This window comes from Pantoea sp. GbtcB22, assembly GCF_019091025.1.
Taxonomy (GTDB): Bacteria; Pseudomonadota; Gammaproteobacteria; order Enterobacterales; family Enterobacteriaceae; genus Pantoea; species Pantoea leporis.
Map to the genome: position 1 here is coordinate 61,816 of NZ_JAGXKB010000007.1, position 16,865 is coordinate 78,680.

A 16,865-nucleotide genomic window follows, 5' to 3' on the forward strand; every position below is an offset into this window, starting at 1 on the left:
GCAATAATCTGTGAGCAACTTCGCAATTAATATCGCGAGGCAATTAGCGTATTAATGGTGTCCGCAAGCCAGGACAACATTTAGTATTGTTGCTTAGTGATTACTCTCCTAAATTCATACTCCACAAGCCCCACATTTTTGCGCGTCTGATTTCTGGCATGGAATAAATATAACCACCAATTAGCCATAAACGTTTTGCCAAAATAAGGGTGAACGAATGCAAATACTGACTTCGCGACAACACCGATTAGTAAAATTGCTGCTGCATCATGCCGCACCGCAGCCGACAAAAGAATTAGCTTTACAGCTTGGCGTGTCGGAGAAAACCATCCAGCGCGATTTGCAATGGCTGGAGAGTTGGCTTCGCGACTGGTCGCTGCAGCTGGAAAAAATGCCGGGACGCGGCATACGTCTGCGGGTAGACGATCTGCAGCAGCGTCTGCAACTGGAGCAGCAGCTTAACGGCGACGAAAGCAGTTCGGATGCGCTGAGCCACAACAGCCGACGGGTGAAGATTGCCTCGCAGCTGCTGAGTGATGCGCCACGCGCGACTTCAATCAGTAAATTGTCGGAACGCTACTTTATCAGTCATGCGTCGATCGTGAATGACCTGAAGGTGATCGAGGAGTGGCTGCAGCCGCTGGGTTTGGTGCTGCAGCGCGGCCCCGGCGGCACCCACATAGAAGGCAATGAGCAGACGTTGCGCCAGGCGATGGTGTCGCTAATTAATGATGTGATGCAGCAGAACGTCGCCGGCACGCCGCTGCTACCACGCCTCGACCCCGGCAGCCAGCAAGCGCTGGTGCACTATTTTGGCGACGAGGATGTGGCTTTTGTGCAGGCGCTGCTGCAGCAAATGGAGCAGCAGCTGAGTTATCCGTTGGGCGACGCGTGGTACCTCAATCTCTGCACCCATATTCTGATCATGATGCATCGCATGGCGCAAGGTAACGCGCTGGCGCTGGAAACCCTGACCAGCGCGCAGGATCTTGACCAGCGCATTCTGAAGATTGCCCAAAACATGGTGGTGCAGATTGAACAGCGCATGTGCTGCGCATTGCCAGCCGATGAAGTGGGTTTTATTTATCAATATATTGTCTCGTCCGGCATTGTGGTGGAAGAACGTGGAGATAATGCCCCGCTGCATAATCAATTTTCCACCGCTGAATCAGTGAAAATAACCTGTGAATTAATCGATCGCTTCGCGTCATTTATTCAGCAGGACTTAGCGCAGGACCGATTATTATTTGAAGGGTTATTAGTTCATATAAAGCCATTATTAAATCGACTCAAATATCATATTCATATTCGTAATCCGCTGCTGGAGGATATTCAGCAGGAGATGAAGGAAATATTTTCATTAACGCAACAGGCGATGCAATTAACCGCGCGCAGCCAGGGACTTTCATCAGTGGCGGATGACGAAATAGGTTATCTGTGCGTGCATTTCCAGGCAGCGCTGGAGCGACAAATCGCCCACAAACGCATTCTGGTGGTGTGCTCCAGCGGCGTGGGAACCTCGCATCTTTTGAAGAGTCGCATTCTGCGCGCCTTCCCGGATTGGGAGATTGTCGGCGTGGTTTCCGCCAGTAATCACGCGGAGTTTTGCCAGCGAGAGACGGTGGATTTGGTGATTACCACTATTCACCTCAACGCCGGAGCGGTTCCGGCGGTGTATGTCAGTGCCTTTTTTAACGATGACGATATTCGGCGGGTGACTGACGCCATGATTGGCAGCCAGCTGCCCGACGGCGCCTCCTGCGCTTTGGCTGAACATTAATTGAATGAGGATTGATCATGGATATTTCGCGCATTCTGACGCCACGCCGCGTTAACCTGGCGCTGACCGCCACCACCAAAGAGCAAGCGATTCATGAGCTCACCGATTTGCTCTACCACGACGGCGCCATCAGCGACCGCGCTGCCTTTATTGAAGACGTCTGGCTGCGGGAAGCTGAAGGTTCCACCGGCTTCGAAAATCATATCGCCATCCCGCACGGTAAATCCGCCGCGGTGAAACAAACCACGCTCGCCATCGGCCGCACCCAACACGACATTCCGTGGGAAACGCTCGATGGCAGCCAGGTGCGCTGCATCATCCTGTTCGCGGTGCGACTGGAAGATCAGAACACCACCCATATTCGCCTGTTGTCGCAGGTGGCCAGTGCGCTGGCCGATGATGAGGTGATAGCCCAACTGCTGGTGGAAAACGATGCCAGCAATATCATCCGGCTGTTTAGTCAGTACGCCGAAACCGACCTCTGTTAACACCCTAACTCTTTGAGGTGACACATGAATATCGTCTGTGTAGCGGCCTGCACGGCAGGCATCGCGCATACCTACATTGCGCGCGAAAAACTGATTAAAGGGGCCCACGCGCTGGGCCACACCATCCACGTTGAAACTCAGGGCACCATCGGCACCGAAACGGCGCTGACGCAGCAAGATATCGCCGCTGCGGACGTGGTGATCCTCGCCGTTGACGTGAAGATCAAAGGCGAGGAGCGCTTTCAGGGCAAACCCATTGTGCGAGTGAAAACCGAAGTAGTGATCAAATCACCGGTGAAATTCCTCGAAAAAGTGGCGGATTCACTGGCGCGCGCCTGAGGAGATCCATCATGAGTGACAACAAACGTCAGTACGGCCAGGAGATCAAAGGGCATTTGCTTACCGGGATCTCGTGGATGATCCCGCTGATCGTCGCCGCCGGGATCTGCATCGCGCTCGGCCAGGTGATCGGCGGGCCGGATGTCGGTAAACAGACCGGCACCCTCGCGTGGATGTTGAATCAGATCGGCGGTTGGGGCATGGGGCTGATTGTGCCGTTGATCAGCGCGGCGATTGCTTACTCGATTGCCGATCGTCCCGGCTTCGCGCCTGGCCTGATCGTCGGTTTTATCTGCGGGCAGATCGGTACCGGCTTTATCGGCGGCATCTTCGGTGGCTTCCTGGTCGGTTACACCGTGCTGCTGCTGCGCCGCACCATTAAGTTGCCGAAATCGATGCAGGGCTTGATGCCGATTATGGTGCTGCCGGTGCTGAGCACCATTATCGCCGGGCTGCTGATGATGACCTTCATCGGCCAGCCGATTGTCTGGCTGCAGAAGGCGCTGATTGCCCTGCTGGAGTCGATGCAAGGCGGTTCGAAATTTGTGATGGGCGCGATCCTCGGCGCGATGGCCACCTTCGACTTCGGCGGTCCGGTGAATAAAACCATGTCGCTGTTCGCCGACGGCATGCTGGTTGATGGCATTTACGGACCGGAAGCGGTGAAGTTTGTCGGCTCAATGATTCCGCCGTTCGGCATCACGCTCTCTTATCTGCTGAGCCGCAACAAATATACCAAAGCGGAAAAAGAGGCGCTAAAAGCCGCCTTCCCGATGGGCATCTGCATGATTACCGAAGGCGTGATTCCGATTGCAGCGCGCGACCTGTTCCGCGTGGTCGGCAGTTGCGTGGTGGCCTCCGCCATCGCCGGTGGGCTGATTATGGTGTGGGGCGTCGGCGCACCGGTGCCGCACGGCGGCATGTTTGTGGTGCCGCTGTTCACCAAACCCTGGCTGTTCTGTTTGGCACTCGGTATCGGCACCACGGTGTGCGGCGTGATGCTGTCGGTACTGAAAAAGCCGGTGACGCAGGCGGATGAAGAGTTCGATGACGTGGAAGCCCCCGGCGTCCGCGATGAAGAGATCAAATTCACTCTGGAATAAGGAGCCACCATGTTTGCCATGATGAACGACCTGATTCAGGCCGCCGCCCAACAGCGCTATGCGGTGTTAGCGATCAACTGCTTCAACCTTGAAACCGCGCGCGCCGCCATTCAGGCCGCCGAGCAGCAGCGTGCTCCGCTGATCCTCAACGTTTATCAGGGACACAGCGCGCACTTCCCGCCTGCTGTCGCGGTGCCGTTAGTGCGTGCGCTGGCCGAGACCGCCAGCGTGCCGGTGGCGCTGGCACTCGATCACGGCAAAGCCTTTCCGCTGATTGGTCAGGCGTTTCGCGCCGGTTTTACCGGCTTAATGATTGACGCCTCCTCGGAGCCGCTGGCCGAGAACATTCGCCAGACCGCCGCCGTGGTGAAAATGGCGCATACCGCCGGCGTGTGCGTCGAGGGCGAGCTAGGACATATCGCCGATGCGCCAACCTACGAACTGGCTGATGCCTCAGTGAAGATGACGCAGGTGGCCGATGTGCTGCCGTTTATCGAACAGACCGATATCGACCTGCTGGCGATCTCGGTTGGCACCGCGCACGGGCTTTATCCGGCAGGTGTGAAGCCAAAGATCGACTTTCAGCGCTTGCAGGAGTTGCAGGCGGTTTCTTCGCGACCGCTGGCGCTGCACGGCGGATCGGGCACGCCCGCTGAGGATATTCGCCGCGTCAGTGAGTTTGGCGTTGCCAAGATCAACGTCGGCGCGGCGGTGTTTGATGCCGGAAAAATGGCGGTGGAACAGGCCTTGAAGCAGCATCCTCACGCTGAGTTAGCCGATGTGCTTGGGCTGATGGAGTCCGCCTGCCGCGAAGTGGTGGCGGAGTACCTAAGCTGGTCGGGATCGGCGGGCAAGGTTTAGCCATCAGGTTGGTTGGCTGGTGTTCGCCATGAATGGCGACACAAGGTCGCATTATCAATTTCACATTCATATCCACTATCGGGTCGGCGCATGCGTCGGCTCCGGTAAACATCACGCTGAGGAAATATTAACATGTTGATTTCAATGAAAGAGATGTTGGCACCGACTCGTGAACACCACTACGCGATTGGCGCTTTTAACGTGGCCGACAGCTGCTTTATCCGCGCGGTAGTTGAAGAAGCTGAAGCTACCCATACGCCGGCGATCATTTCCATACATCCAAGCGAGCTGGAGTTTGTCACTGATGAGTTCTTTGGCTATGTGCGCGAGCGCACACTGAAAAGCAAAGTGCCGTTCACCATCCACCTCGATCACGGTGCGTCCATTGCTCAGGTGCTGCGCGCTATTCAATGCGGCTTTACCTCAGTGATGATCGATGGTTCATTGCTGCCTTATGAAGAGAACGTGGCGCTGACCAGAGAAGTGGTGAAACTGGCGCATGCGGTGGGCGTTTCGGTGGAAGGTGAACTCGGCACCATCGGCGATACCGGCACTTCAGTGGAAGGCGGCGTGAGTAAAGTGATCTACACCGAACCGGCGCAGGCAGAGGATTTCGTGCAGCGCACCGGTGTGGATACGCTGGCGGTAGCGATTGGCACCGCGCACGGCATCTACCCGAAAGATATGAAGCCTGAGCTGCAGATGCATATCCTCAGAGACATTGCGCAGCGCACCACTATTCCGCTGGTGCTGCACGGCGGTTCAGCAAATCCGGATGCCGAGATCGCGGAAGCGGTGACGCTGGGCGTGGGCAAAATCAATATTTCCAGCGACATGAAGTTCGCCTATTTCGCTAAGCTGCGCGAGATTCTGGCACGCGAAACCTGGTGGGATCCGAATGTGATTTATCCCGATGCCATTGCGGCGGCGAAGGAAGTCATTCGCTACAAAATGAATCTGTTTGGCGGGTTGGGTAAGGCGAGTTTGTATCGCTGAGTTAAGTAGTAAGCCTGGCATCTTCAACGTGCTCGGCAATGCGCAATAAATTGCGCCGCTACGGTATGTGCAGATATTAAGTATGGTAATCAGCCACGCGCACATATTTGTAGCGGCGCGATTTATCGCGCTCTTTTGTTATTTAGTCGCACCCAACCATTGTTTAGCAATCTGCGCGTATTCGCCGGTGGCGGTGCTGAGATGCAGCCACTGATCGACATACAACTTCCAGCTCATATCATCGCGCGGGATCATGTAGGCCTTCTCGCCGTACTGCATCGGTTTGTCCGGATTGATGGCGCACAGCGCGGGATAATGCTGCTGCTGGAACAGCGCTTCAGACGCATCGGTGATCATTACGTCCGCTTTGTTATCCACCAACTGCTGGAAAATCCCCACATTGTCAGCCAGCTGCAGCGTTGCCTGCGGCAGATGGCTGTGCACGAAGGCTTCGTTAGTGCCGCCCGCCGGTTCGATCACGCGCACGCTCGCCTTGTTAATCTGTTCAACCGTCTGATATTTCGCTTTATCAGCACAGCGCACCAGTGGAATTTTTCCATCGACACCGAGCGGCTGAGCAAACCAGGCGATCTGCTGACGCTTGAGGGTGACTGATACGCCGCCCAATGCGATATCACACTGCTTGGCCACAAAATCATCGCTCAGGGTTTTCCATGTGGTTGGCACCCACTGCACTTTTGCGCCCAGGCTTGCCGCCAGCGATTGCGCCATGCTGATATCCAATCCTTCGTATTGGCCATCGCTGCGCAAATAGCTATATGGCTTGTAATCACCGGTGGTACAGACTTTTAAGGTTTTGCTTGCGCGGATGTCATCGAGGTGGGATTGCGCCTGAGCAGCGCCCGTCACCATAAGTAATACACTCAGTATCGCGGTTTTCATGTTTTCTTCTTTTATGGGAGTTGATGTTGGTTTGCTCACGGATTGTTTCATAACCCTGCGTATTATTGCTTTATTAGCAAAAGTGTTGTGATCGATCACGCATTTTTCTCGCTGCTGCGCGCGCGTAGAGTGTGCGGCATCAATGAGAAACGGAGCGGATTACATGAACTTTTTAATTATCGATGGTGGCAAAACCTTCGCCCATTCGAAAGGCGAACTGAACCATACCTTAACTGATGTAGCAGCCAGCCAGTTGCGCGATCTTGGTCATCAGGTACAGGTAACGATTGCCGATAGCGACTACAACGTGGCAGAAGAAGTGCAGAAATACCTCGACAGCGATGTGGTGATCTATCAAATGCCCGGCTGGTGGATGGGCGAGCCGTGGACAGTAAAAAAGTATATCGATGATGTCTTCACCGAAGGTCACGGTTCACTGTATGCCAGCGATGGCCGCACACGCAGCGATGCCGGTAAAAAATACGGCTCCGGCGGCCTGATTCAGGGTAAGAAATACATGCTGTCATTGACCTGGAACGCGCCGCTGGAAGCCTTTAACGATCCCGAGCAGTTTTTTGAAGGCGTGGGCGTGGACGGTTTGTATCTGCACTTCCACAAGGCCAACCAGTTCCTCGGTATGGAAGGTTTGCCGACCTTTATCTGTAACGACGTGATTAAAATGCCGGACGTACCGCGCGATATCGAACGTTATCGGACTCATCTCAGCCAGATCTTTGCTTAACTGTAAGCACCCAGGGAAAAGAGGAAGCACTATGTTAACCGTCGTTGCAGAGATTTGTGTCAAACCGGGCCGTCGCCAGGTGGTTTTGGATGCGATTAATCAGCTGATTCCTACCGTGCTGGAAGAAGATGGCTGCCATCAATATGACGCATTAGTTGATCATCAGGCGCAAGTGCCGTGGAAACAGAATTCACCCGATTCCATTTTCATGCTGGAGCTGTGGGAATCACTGCGTCATCTGGAGCAGCATCAGCAGATGCCACACATGGATGCGCATCGCGCGTTGATTAAAGATGAAGTGGTCGATGTGAAGATCCTGGTGCTGGAAGCGGCTAAGTAAGTCAATTTACTGTGTTGTTACATATCGTGCATAAAAAAAGCCCCGATCTTTTGATCGGGGCTTTTGTTTCGCAGCTAATCAGAAATTAGTGCTGTTGTTCCTGCAGCAGGTGCTGTGGAACCATCACTTCAGCATCGCCACCGTTGTTCTGGTAAACGTTATATTCAACGCCTGCCACGGTTACGGTGCCATTTGCCTGGCTCCAGTTATTCACGTCTTCACCTTCCGGCAGGATGTCTTGCAAGGTCACTTCCTGCGCAGAATCCGAAATCATCAACTGCGTTTTACCGTTGTCGATGAATAACGAGTCATCGCTCATGGACAGAATATCCGTCAGTGACATGCTCATCAGCGCTTCGTTGAATGAGTCTGGGAACAGGTCGCCTGGATCGATAGGCTCTGGTGGAGTAACGTCGACGTTCACATCGAACGATTCTTCACCGGCCACTTCATTACCCGCCGCGTCACGGTAACCGAAGGAGATATGGTAGCTACCTTCAGCCAGTTCTTTGGTATCCAGTGTCCATTTGCCGTTGGTCACCACCGCGCTGCCGATGATTTCGGTACGCGCCGCATCGCCATAGACCACTACCACGGTGCCATCTTCTTTACCGGTACCGTTCAGCTTCATGACCTGACCGTTGATATCAGGAACAATTGGACGAGGATAGCCATCAACGTCAATGAACGTACCACCGGTGTATGTACCAGCCTGAGGCGCGGTCAGATCCACATCAAAGTTGATGCCGTCATTGATAGGGCCTTTCACACCTGAAGCGCTGACAGGTTGAACGCGGATATTGTGCGCACCTTCCGTCAGAGCAGGCAGATCAAAACTCCATTTCCCATCAACCACGGTTGCTGAACCGATCTGCTTATCGCCATCATAGATAATGACTTTAGACCCGTTTTCACCGGTACCGCGCACGGTTGGCGATTTATCATCAGTTACGCCGCCATCGAGGATCTGACCGGTAATTGCACCTACGTCATCCCACAATTCGAAGTCCTTGATTTCGACCGGAATTTTGGTATCGATAATCAGTTCAATTGGATCGGAACGATCGGAGGTGTTGCCCGCCGGATCGGTAATTTCAACCACCACGTCGTACTCACCATCACCGATTGGATCGGTTGGAGTGACGGTCCAATCACCTTTCTCGTCGACCACGCCGCTACCAATGACCTGCTCTTTTCCGTCTTTATCAATGATGATGATTTCCACAACGTCGCCCGGTGTAGCACCGCCACCGGTGAACTCCGGCTGGGTTTCGTCGGTTGGCGTGCCTGGCTGGATGATGCCCTGCTCATCACCGGTGTTATCGACAATGCCCGGAGCAACCGGTTTTTCAGGTGCAGTCAAATCCACCACGATGGTGACCGGATCTGAGAAGTCTGAACTTTTGCCGGTTTTTGGATCTTCGATTTTGATCTTCAGCTCATGCGAACCTTCTTCCAGTGGATCAAGCTCGATTTCCCATTTGCCATCTTTGCCTACGGTAGCAGAACCAATGACTTTATCTTTATCGTAAACATAAACAATTTCACCCTCTTCACCTGAACCGCGCAGCACTGGGGTATCATCGTTGGTAGCATCACCGCTCACCAGCGGACGCTCTTCTGCACCGTTGTTGGCAACGATCTCTTCGATCTGTGCCGGAGGCAGCGTTTGGGTATCAACAATCACAATGAACTCTTCTGATGGAGCAGAAGCAGCACCACCTTTGGAGACGGAATCTACGCGCAGCGCATGTTTGCCCTCGGCGACATCCAGTTCGTAAGACCATTCACCACGTGAGTTGGCAATAACGGTTGCAACTACTTTTTCACCATCCCAGATACGTACAATGGAACCGGCATCCGCTTTACCCGACAGCGACAGGGTGGTGTCGTCAGTGGTGTCGCCTGATTTCAGCTCACCGGTTACGCGGCCTACGTCATCGTAAACACCTTCCAGTGAAGGCGCTTCAGGTGCAGTTGCATCCAGTTTCAGGATGAAGTTCTCTGATTTTGGACTCATACGACCGTAGCGATCCTGATACGCCACGTTGAAGATATAGGTGTCATCCGTGGTCAGTTCCGGTGTGAAGGTCCAACGACCATCGCCACCTGCTGTCACGCTGCCGATCGGTGCTGAATCCGCACCGTAAATGAAGACCAGCGAGCCTGGTTTAGCCACGCCAGACAGCGTTGGGTTTTTATCGTCGGTGTATTGACCCGAAGTTAAGTGGTCAATATTCCCTTCATCGTCAATGACGCGCAGGATTTGCGGCGCTTCAGGTGCTTCGGCTTCAACATGCAGAATGACTTGAGTTGGAGCACCCCAGTTATGAGCTTTGTCACGAACGCGATGCTGATAGAAATAGGTGCCATCTGGCAACTCATCAGATTTGAATTTCCATTCACCTTTATCATTAGCACGAATGACATACACTTCATTGTTCAAGGTAATTTGAATTTCCGCATTCGCTTCACCTGTACCGGATTGCTCAATGTAGTTCTTTTTGGTATATCCCTCCCAGCCATTTTTGAATGTGCCGAAATCTTGCGTGCCAACTACTGGCTCTTCGGATTGCTGCAACTCAGTAGTTGGGCCTTCGGCTTTCACCACCGCACCCGCTTCAACCACGACCACGAATGGCTCAGAGGCTGGGCTTTCATGTTTGCCGGCATCTTTTGCCACTACGGTCAGGCTATGTTCGCCATCAGCCAATTCTGGAGTGATGGTCCATGCACCCATGCTATTGGTTTTGACTGACGCAATCGGATCTTTTCCGCCGTTGTCATACAGGTAAACGATCGAGTTTGGCTCCGCAACACCTGAAATGACAGGTTTGTGTTCATCGGTGATTTCGCCCGGGTTCAAATTACCTTTATTGCTGCCAGTGTTGTCTACCACACGCCAGATTTCCGGCGCTTCTGGGGCTTGGGTATCCAGATTAACAATATAGGAATTTGAATTTGCTGGTGAGCGGTTACCCGCTTTATCGATGGTGATCAACTGCACGGTATGTAAGCCTTCGTCCCAGCCCGCTGGCGGTGTGAAAGACCACTTACCATTTTCATCGATAGGTGCTTTGTAAACCACACCATCAATAAGAATTTCAACACGACCACCGGCATCTTTGAGATCGACTTGTATATCTTTCCAACCAAAATTTCTGTCGGTAATAGTACTGATTTTCATTTCTTTAATTTCATTAATACTGTTATTCGCCATGAATATATTCCTTTAAATATTTAGATTCGTGTTCCGGTTCCCTCCCGGAACGCAAGCATTCTCGACCAGTTAGTGAAATAACCAACACAGGACATATCTTAATTAATGGTCTTTTAACGAAATCACTAATAAAAGCCGGTGGCCGAAAAAAATGGTCTAAATTTTAAAAAATCAGACCATTGGTTAATTTTCAGAAAGTGATAAAACTATTTATTCTCCACACTGATAATTACACGACGTTCGCCTTGATAGCATGCTTTTTGCTGCTTCAGCGAGCCGGTGCACTGCGCCGTGACCTGACTTTCACCCATACTTTGCGAATGAATATGCTCGCTCGCGAGCCCGTTATTAACCAATAATTTCTTGATTGCATCCGCGCGGCGTTGGCCTAACTTGATGTTGCTTTCCTCCTCCCCAATCGGATCGGTAAAGCCGGTGACTATAATGCGCTGTTCGGCTTTATTTTTGCTTTTCAACAAGGTCGCAAATTGTTGAATGGCGCTGTGACCCTGAGCGGAGATATCGGCACTGCTCGCACTACCAAAATTAAACAACAAATCCGATGAAAACTCATAATTATCATAAGACTGTGTCGTTCCAGGCTGGCACGGCACCACCGCTGACGCGCGGGAAAGCAAGTGAGTTTGCTGACGTGTTCCTACTAATTGCTGCTGAGCCTGTTCGCTATCCATCACCAGAGGACGGCCAGAACCGTCAAGGCTGGCAATGATATAATAGGTTTTGCCCGCCGCCAGATTATCGCGCCATGGCTGTTGCTGCTTGCCCTGATAACCCGGCGCATCATCGATATAGCTCCCCAATGAATGTACACCCGGTTTCAGGCAAAACACCGTGTAGCCACCGGTTAATAATGCCGTTTGGAATTCGCCATCAACATAGATGTGTGCTGCTTTGTTATTATTATCGTCTGTAGCACGATAATAAACGATGCGGGTTTGCTCTGAGGCCGCTGCAGGCATGGATTGCCAGGCTTTGCCAAAATTAGATTGCGCTTGGATAGTTGCGCTGATGGACAATGACGCAAGCACCGTGGCAATAGCATATTTTTTAAGTTTCATTATAACTCCAGAAAACAGGCGCCAGACGACGCCTGTTTTTATTCTATTAATCGCAATGATGTGATAATTATTCAGATAAATAATGAATATCTAAATCCTTCAAAGCTGTAATATCGAGAGACATTACGCCGTCCACTGCAGAACTCTTAATATCCGCATCAAAAACCATATTACTCAAAATGCTTTCATCAATATTATTGAGTAATGCAGATTCTTCCTGCACTTCATTGAATAACGTGTCACCGTTTGCCGAGAGCAGCTCAGATAATTCAACATGGCTGAGTAGATCAGGGAAGAGATCGCCCGGATCGATGGGTTCTGGTGGAATCGTATCGATCTCAACTTCAAATGCTTCGGTTTTGGCTGTTACTACGCCCTCAGCATTTTTAAATGCCGCTTCAATCTTGTAAACATCATCAGATAACTCTGGCGTGGCGATACTCCACTTCCCGTTCTCATCTACGACAGAGGAGAGGTAATAATGGTTATTGCTTCCACTGAGCCAAATATAAACGATATCGCCCGCGTTGCCGGATCCACCCACAAAAATCGTTGAATCATTCACCGCATCGCCGTTAGCAATAGGCTGTTTACCGATGAAATACTTTTCGCCGTTATCCAACATTTCATCACGATACACGTCGTCAACCGCGCCAGTTACCGGTACATCGGGATTCGGAATCACTTCCTTGCCGGGATCAATAGGGTTATTCGGATCGTTGATTTCGATAATGACTTTTTCTGAAGGCGCAGATTCATTACCTGCTGGATCCACTTCAATAATCTGGAATTCGTGATCGCCATTACCAATGGCTTTTTCTGGGGTGAATTGCCACTTTCCTTCGTCGTCGACAACGGTGCTGCCGATAACCTGTCCGTTATCAATGATTTTAATGATGTCGCCTTTTTCACCGACGCCAGAGAAGGTTGGCGTGCTGTCTTGCGTTTCGCCACCATTTTCAATCAACTTACCTTCATCATCAGCGATGGCACCAATGCCTTTATTTTCTGGTGCTACGGTATCAACGTCGATAATCCAGGCTTCGGAAGGTAGCGATTTATTCCCGACTTCATCCACGACGACGATGCTGAAATCATGTTTACCCTCTGACAGCGTCGGGCTGGTGTAGGTCCAGTTACCCTCGCTGTCTACTTTGGCAGTGCCCAGCAACTGGCCATCTTTCCAGATTTCAACGGTAGCGCCCGCTTCGGCCTTACCCGCCAGCGTCGGTGTGTTGTCTTTGGTGATGCCATCTTTCACGATCTCTTTCGGCGGATTCACGCTGTCGTCCACCATGCTACCAATGGTGCCCTTGGCAGGGGCGGTCAGATCGATAACGAAGCTCCAGGCCTCGCTTGAATCGCCTACTACGCCACTTTCATTGCGTTCACGTGTGGTGATGCTGTGGCTACCGGCGCCCAATGCTTTACCAGGTGTAAAGGACCATGTGCCGTTTTCACCAACCGTGGTTTCACCAATTTTTGTGCTGCCATCCCAAATTTCAATGACATTCCCTTTGGTGCCCGTGCCGTTCAGTGTCGGCGTGGTGTCATCGGTACGGCCGCCTTTCGCGATCAATCCGGTAATGCTGCCCACGTCGTCATACAGGCCGTTAACTACCGGGACGTTTACATTGCCGCCGCCGCTGTCGCCGCCACCTTTACCGCCGCCATCACCGCCGCCATCACCGCCCTTCCCGTTGTCCTCACCATTTTGATCGCTGCTGCCGTTTTCGTGAGCGTTTTTATCCTGATACTGCTCTTTGGCTGCCACGTAGCCCAGGCCGGCGGCCGCAGCGATAGCCGCCAATCCGCCTAAAGCGATCAACGCCGGGGACCATTCAAATCCTGAGGCCAGCATGAAACCAGAATCGGTATCAACCGTGCTCTCTCCAAGCGCTAATGCGGTGGTTTCGCCATCAGCCAATGCGGCAGCATCGTGATCGGCATCACCATCGGTAGCGACGTATTCATGCATGGCGCCATCTTCAGCTTTACCAACTAAAGCACCTGATTTAGCAAAAAAGTCTTCGATAATCAGATCTGGTTCGCTGGCGTCGGATCCTTCCAGCATCACCAGCAAATCTTTCCCGACACGCTTAACGGTAATGTTTTCTGGTGCAACGCCGTCATTACCCTGGGTCAGCAAATATTTGCCGTTGGTAATAGCCTGAACTTTTGCAGCTTTACCGTCTTTACCTACACGCAATGCTTCCGCTTTCGTTATTGTTTTTTTATCAATAACCGCAACACTCACGGGCGAAACGTTCATGTTTAATCCCTTCCGTACATTAGATTTTGATTGTGCGATTGTGTACAAGCGCAACAATCTCCCTGGCTTAACCCACCTGTGCGGGCTCAAAGTGAGCGACATAATCGGGAAAGAGAGATTTCCGAGACATAAGAAACGTCCCGTTAGGAAAGAAAAAATTTCCCAACATTGACAGAAAAGTTATTAGTTAATTAACTATATGAATTAAAGCGTTTTTATGAATAAAGATATGAAGATGAAGGGTAAATAATCGAGCAGGAACAAGACTATAACAGATGATTTTCCTGAATTTTTTCGCGTAAAAAACTCAGAAAACAGGTAATGCGCGAGGTAAGGGATTGATTGCGATAATAGACCGCGTGGATGGGTAAACGCTGTTCACGGGTTTCCGTTGCTAAAACCTGTACCAGACGCCCACTTTTGCGATCTTCACGGCTGACAAAATCGGATAAACGTACGATACCTTGCCCAGCTAAAGCCAGTTGACGCAATGTTTCACCACTGGAGGCGGACAGCGTAGGTTTGATGCGCAGGAACTCGCCTTCGCGCTGCCAAACCGGCCAGACGTTGTGTACATCAAGCTGACTGAACCCCAACAGCTGATGGTTCGCCAGTGCATCAACGTTTTCCGGTACACCAAACTTTTCAAGATAATCCGGGCTGGCTAACAGGCGTATAGCGCTGCTTCCGAGCACACGCGCACGCAGCGTCGAATCGCGCAGCTCACCGATGCGAATGGCGATGTCCGTTTGCTGCTCCAGCAGATCGATCACAATATCGTCGGTGTTTAATTCCAACTGAATCAGCGGGTAGCGCTGACGAAACTCCGCCACCAGCGGCACAATGACGTGCAGGGTAAAAGGCGTATTGGCATTGACGCGTAAGCGTCCAGAAGGAATGTCCCGGCGCTGCGCGATCAGTTCTTCCGCCTGTTCAACCGACGCCAGAATCTGCCGCGCATGATCGAGAAAAATCAGCCCCTCTTCGGTCAATGCCAGGCGACGCGTGGTGCGATGCATTAAGGTGGTTTGCAGCTTACCTTCCAGCCGGCTAAGCGCACGGCTTACGCCAGAGCTGGTTTGATCTAACTGCTCCGCGGCTGATGTGATTGATCCGGTATCGACCACCGCAACCCAGGCACGTAACTCTTCCAGTGTTATTTTCAAATTCCCATCCTCAAAGATCGAGACCTGTCTTAGCGCGGTTTCTGAAACTTTTGGCTTAAATTACGCCACTTTATTAGCGGCAGGATATCACAATGCGCCATAAACCTCGGATGGCTAACGATTTACGTCAGCAACAAGCGGTAACCCAGTTGCTGAAGCAAGGGCGACAGGAAGAAGCCAGGCGTAAGATTCGGGCGCACCTGACGCTTGCTCCCTACGATGGATGGTTCCTTCATGAAGCCGCACGGCTTGCACGGCGCAACGGCGATCTGGATACGGCGCAGCGCTATTATCAGCGGGCGCTAAAACTTGCGCCAACAGATGCGGGATTACTCAACGGTCTTGGCCTAACCCATTATGACGCCGGATGCTGGAGCGAGGCGGAAGCCTGTTATCAGGCTGCGCTGCAATCACATATGGGCTATGCCGCCTGTCACAATAACTACGCTATTTTGCTGCATAAACAGCAGCGCTATCACCTTGCTTTAAATCAGTATCGATTGGCGCTGCAAAGCCAGCCAGATTATACCGAAGCCCGCTATGGCATAAGTACGTTGCTAGCGCACATGGGCCAGCTACAAGAAGCAGAAAGTCAGATGCAGCAAGTGCTGCAAGTGCGTGACGCCGATCAACGTTGCCGAAATTCGCTCGGCATGGTTCAGCTACAACAAGGCAACTTCGCTGCTGGCTGGTCTAACTATCAGGCGCGTTATGCGCCCGATAATCCCGATCGCTTCTTTACCTTACCGAAACTCCCTATTCGCTACTGGCAAGGAGAGGATCTGCGCGGCAAAACGCTGTTGGTAAGGACCGAGCAAGGCATGGGGGACGAAATTCAGTTTTGTCGTTATCTCACACGCGTTAAAACTGAAAAACATGCGGTAAAAGTAATCATGCTGGGTAACAAGTCCTTAAAATCATTGATGGTTACGCTGCCGCACCTCGATAATTATCTGACACGGGAAGATGTACAACACACGTTGCCGCCGGCAGATTACTGGTGCTCTCTACTGGATTTACCGCAGCACTTCCTCAACTCAACACAGCCCTTTAGCGCGCATCATCCCTATCTGTTTAGCTCTGCAGAACAACAGGCGAGGTGGCCGATTAAGGGGAACGGGAAAAAAATTGGTATCGTATGGAAAGGCGCCAGCGGGCATAAGAATGATAGCCAACGATCGCTTGCGCACCTTTCACAGTTTGCACCTTTATTTGACCTGCCTGATATCAACTGGATTAGCTTGCAAAAAGGTGCAGGTGAAGAGGAAATCGCTGACTTCCCACACATACAGCCGCTTGGTGCCCAATTCACTGATTATCAGGATACCGCCGCGGTCATTTCACAACTGGATTTGGTGATTGGGGTAGATACGTCGGTGATCCACTTAGCAGGGGCGATGGGGATACCTTGCTGGGTATTACTTCCCGCCTGGGCGCGAGACTGGCGCTGGCTGGAAAATCGCGATGAATCGCCGTGGTATCCGCAAATGAGATTGTTTGGGCGCGGGCAGGATGAAGCGTGGAACACGGTTATTACGCGGATTAAACAGGCATTACAGCAGCAATAAAACAGGGA

General features: G+C 51.8%; 14 protein-coding genes. 9 read left to right on the forward strand and 5 right to left on the reverse strand.

All coding sequences use genetic code 11. From position 1 onward, the window contains the following. Window positions 1–217: 217 nt before the first annotated feature. The 6 genes from KVT28_RS19225 to KVT28_RS19250 all read left to right on the forward strand — a co-directional run bounded on the left by KVT28_RS19225 (window position 218) and on the right by KVT28_RS19250 (window position 5,567). The gene (locus KVT28_RS19225; protein WP_101763010.1) at window positions 218–1,780 is read left to right on the forward strand and encodes a transcription antiterminator; all 1,563 of its coding nucleotides are present in this window, start codon (window positions 218–220) and stop codon (window positions 1,778–1,780) included. A 17-nt stretch (window positions 1,781–1,797) separates the two neighbouring features. Continuing rightward, window positions 1,798–2,268, forward strand: a complete 471-nt coding sequence (locus tag KVT28_RS19230; protein ID WP_061720482.1) for a PTS sugar transporter subunit IIA — start codon at window positions 1,798–1,800, stop codon at window positions 2,266–2,268. Window positions 2,269–2,292: 24 nt separating this feature from the next. Continuing rightward, window positions 2,293–2,607: a PTS fructose transporter subunit IIB gene (locus KVT28_RS19235; RefSeq protein ID WP_101763009.1), complete on the forward strand. Its 315-nt coding sequence runs from the start codon at window positions 2,293–2,295 to the stop codon at window positions 2,605–2,607. An 11-nt stretch (window positions 2,608–2,618) separates the two neighbouring features. Next, entirely contained in the window at window positions 2,619–3,710 is a 1,092-nt protein-coding gene (locus KVT28_RS19240) for a PTS fructose transporter subunit IIC (protein ID WP_101763008.1), read from the forward strand. Between the two features lie 9 nt (window positions 3,711–3,719). Further along, window positions 3,720–4,571 (forward strand): class II fructose-bisphosphate aldolase, encoded by an 852-nt coding sequence (locus KVT28_RS19245; protein ID WP_101763007.1) that lies wholly within the window; start codon window positions 3,720–3,722, stop codon window positions 4,569–4,571. 132 nt (window positions 4,572–4,703) lie between these two features. After that, window positions 4,704–5,567, forward strand: coding sequence for a ketose-bisphosphate aldolase (locus KVT28_RS19250; RefSeq protein WP_217549702.1), 864 nt, complete (start codon window positions 4,704–4,706; stop codon window positions 5,565–5,567). Between the two features lie 138 nt (window positions 5,568–5,705). On the opposite strand, the gene KVT28_RS19255 is transcribed toward KVT28_RS19250, so the two are convergent. Beyond that, the gene (locus KVT28_RS19255) at window positions 5,706–6,470 is read right to left on the reverse strand and encodes a transporter substrate-binding domain-containing protein (protein ID WP_217549706.1); all 765 of its coding nucleotides are present in this window, start codon (window positions 6,468–6,470) and stop codon (window positions 5,706–5,708) included. A gap of 163 nt (window positions 6,471–6,633) precedes the next feature. On the opposite strand from KVT28_RS19255, the gene KVT28_RS19260 reads away from it, so the two are divergent. Next, entirely contained in the window at window positions 6,634–7,212 is a 579-nt protein-coding gene (locus KVT28_RS19260) for an NAD(P)H-dependent oxidoreductase (RefSeq protein WP_008103382.1), read from the forward strand. A gap of 31 nt (window positions 7,213–7,243) precedes the next feature. Continuing rightward, window positions 7,244–7,552, forward strand: a complete 309-nt coding sequence (locus KVT28_RS19265; RefSeq protein WP_008103384.1) for a putative quinol monooxygenase — start codon at window positions 7,244–7,246, stop codon at window positions 7,550–7,552. A gap of 85 nt (window positions 7,553–7,637) precedes the next feature. Here the strand turns inward: KVT28_RS19265 and KVT28_RS19270 are convergent, their stop codons facing one another. The 4 genes from KVT28_RS19270 to KVT28_RS19285 form a co-directional block, all read right to left on the reverse strand. Next, a complete protein-coding gene (locus tag KVT28_RS19270; protein ID WP_217549707.1) occupies window positions 7,638–10,772 on the reverse strand; it encodes an Ig-like domain-containing protein in 3,135 nt (1,044 codons plus the stop codon). Window positions 10,773–10,978: 206 nt separating this feature from the next. Continuing rightward, window positions 10,979–11,851 (reverse strand): OmpA family protein, encoded by an 873-nt coding sequence (locus KVT28_RS19275; protein WP_110867302.1) that lies wholly within the window; start codon window positions 11,849–11,851, stop codon window positions 10,979–10,981. Window positions 11,852–11,918: 67 nt separating this feature from the next. Further along, complete coding sequence (locus tag KVT28_RS19280; protein ID WP_217549708.1) at window positions 11,919–14,123, reverse strand: Ig-like domain-containing protein; 2,205 nt, start codon at window positions 14,121–14,123, stop codon at window positions 11,919–11,921. A 266-nt stretch (window positions 14,124–14,389) separates the two neighbouring features. After that, entirely contained in the window at window positions 14,390–15,289 is a 900-nt protein-coding gene (locus KVT28_RS19285) for a LysR substrate-binding domain-containing protein (protein WP_217549709.1), read from the reverse strand. Between the two features lie 92 nt (window positions 15,290–15,381). Here KVT28_RS19285 and KVT28_RS19290 point away from each other — a divergent pair, with 92 nt between their 5' ends. After that, window positions 15,382–16,857, forward strand: a complete 1,476-nt coding sequence (locus KVT28_RS19290; RefSeq protein WP_217549712.1) for a tetratricopeptide repeat protein — start codon at window positions 15,382–15,384, stop codon at window positions 16,855–16,857. The last annotated feature ends 8 nt before the right edge of the window (window positions 16,858–16,865 follow it).

What these genes read in the sequence shown, in the direction of transcription:
- KVT28_RS19225 (WP_101763010.1), top strand. Translation starts at nt 218, where the DNA reads ATGCAAATACTGACTTCGCGACAACACCGATTAGTAAAATTGCTGCTG.
- KVT28_RS19230 (WP_061720482.1), top strand. Translation starts at nt 1,798, where the DNA reads ATGGATATTTCGCGCATTCTGACGCCACGCCGCGTTAACCTGGCGCTG.
- KVT28_RS19235 (WP_101763009.1), top strand. Translation starts at nt 2,293, where the DNA reads ATGAATATCGTCTGTGTAGCGGCCTGCACGGCAGGCATCGCGCATACC.
- KVT28_RS19240 (WP_101763008.1), top strand. Translation starts at nt 2,619, where the DNA reads ATGAGTGACAACAAACGTCAGTACGGCCAGGAGATCAAAGGGCATTTG.
- KVT28_RS19245 (WP_101763007.1), top strand. Translation starts at nt 3,720, where the DNA reads ATGTTTGCCATGATGAACGACCTGATTCAGGCCGCCGCCCAACAGCGC.
- KVT28_RS19250 (WP_217549702.1), top strand. Translation starts at nt 4,704, where the DNA reads ATGTTGATTTCAATGAAAGAGATGTTGGCACCGACTCGTGAACACCAC.
- KVT28_RS19255 (WP_217549706.1), bottom strand. Translation starts at nt 6,470, where the DNA reads ATGAAAACCGCGATACTGAGTGTATTACTTATGGTGACGGGCGCTGCT.
- KVT28_RS19260 (WP_008103382.1), top strand. Translation starts at nt 6,634, where the DNA reads ATGAACTTTTTAATTATCGATGGTGGCAAAACCTTCGCCCATTCGAAA.
- KVT28_RS19265 (WP_008103384.1), top strand. Translation starts at nt 7,244, where the DNA reads ATGTTAACCGTCGTTGCAGAGATTTGTGTCAAACCGGGCCGTCGCCAG.
- KVT28_RS19270 (WP_217549707.1), bottom strand. Translation starts at nt 10,772, where the DNA reads ATGGCGAATAACAGTATTAATGAAATTAAAGAAATGAAAATCAGTACT.
- KVT28_RS19275 (WP_110867302.1), bottom strand. Translation starts at nt 11,851, where the DNA reads ATGAAACTTAAAAAATATGCTATTGCCACGGTGCTTGCGTCATTGTCC.
- KVT28_RS19280 (WP_217549708.1), bottom strand. Translation starts at nt 14,123, where the DNA reads ATGAACGTTTCGCCCGTGAGTGTTGCGGTTATTGATAAAAAAACAATA.
- KVT28_RS19290 (WP_217549712.1), top strand. Translation starts at nt 15,382, where the DNA reads ATGCGCCATAAACCTCGGATGGCTAACGATTTACGTCAGCAACAAGCG.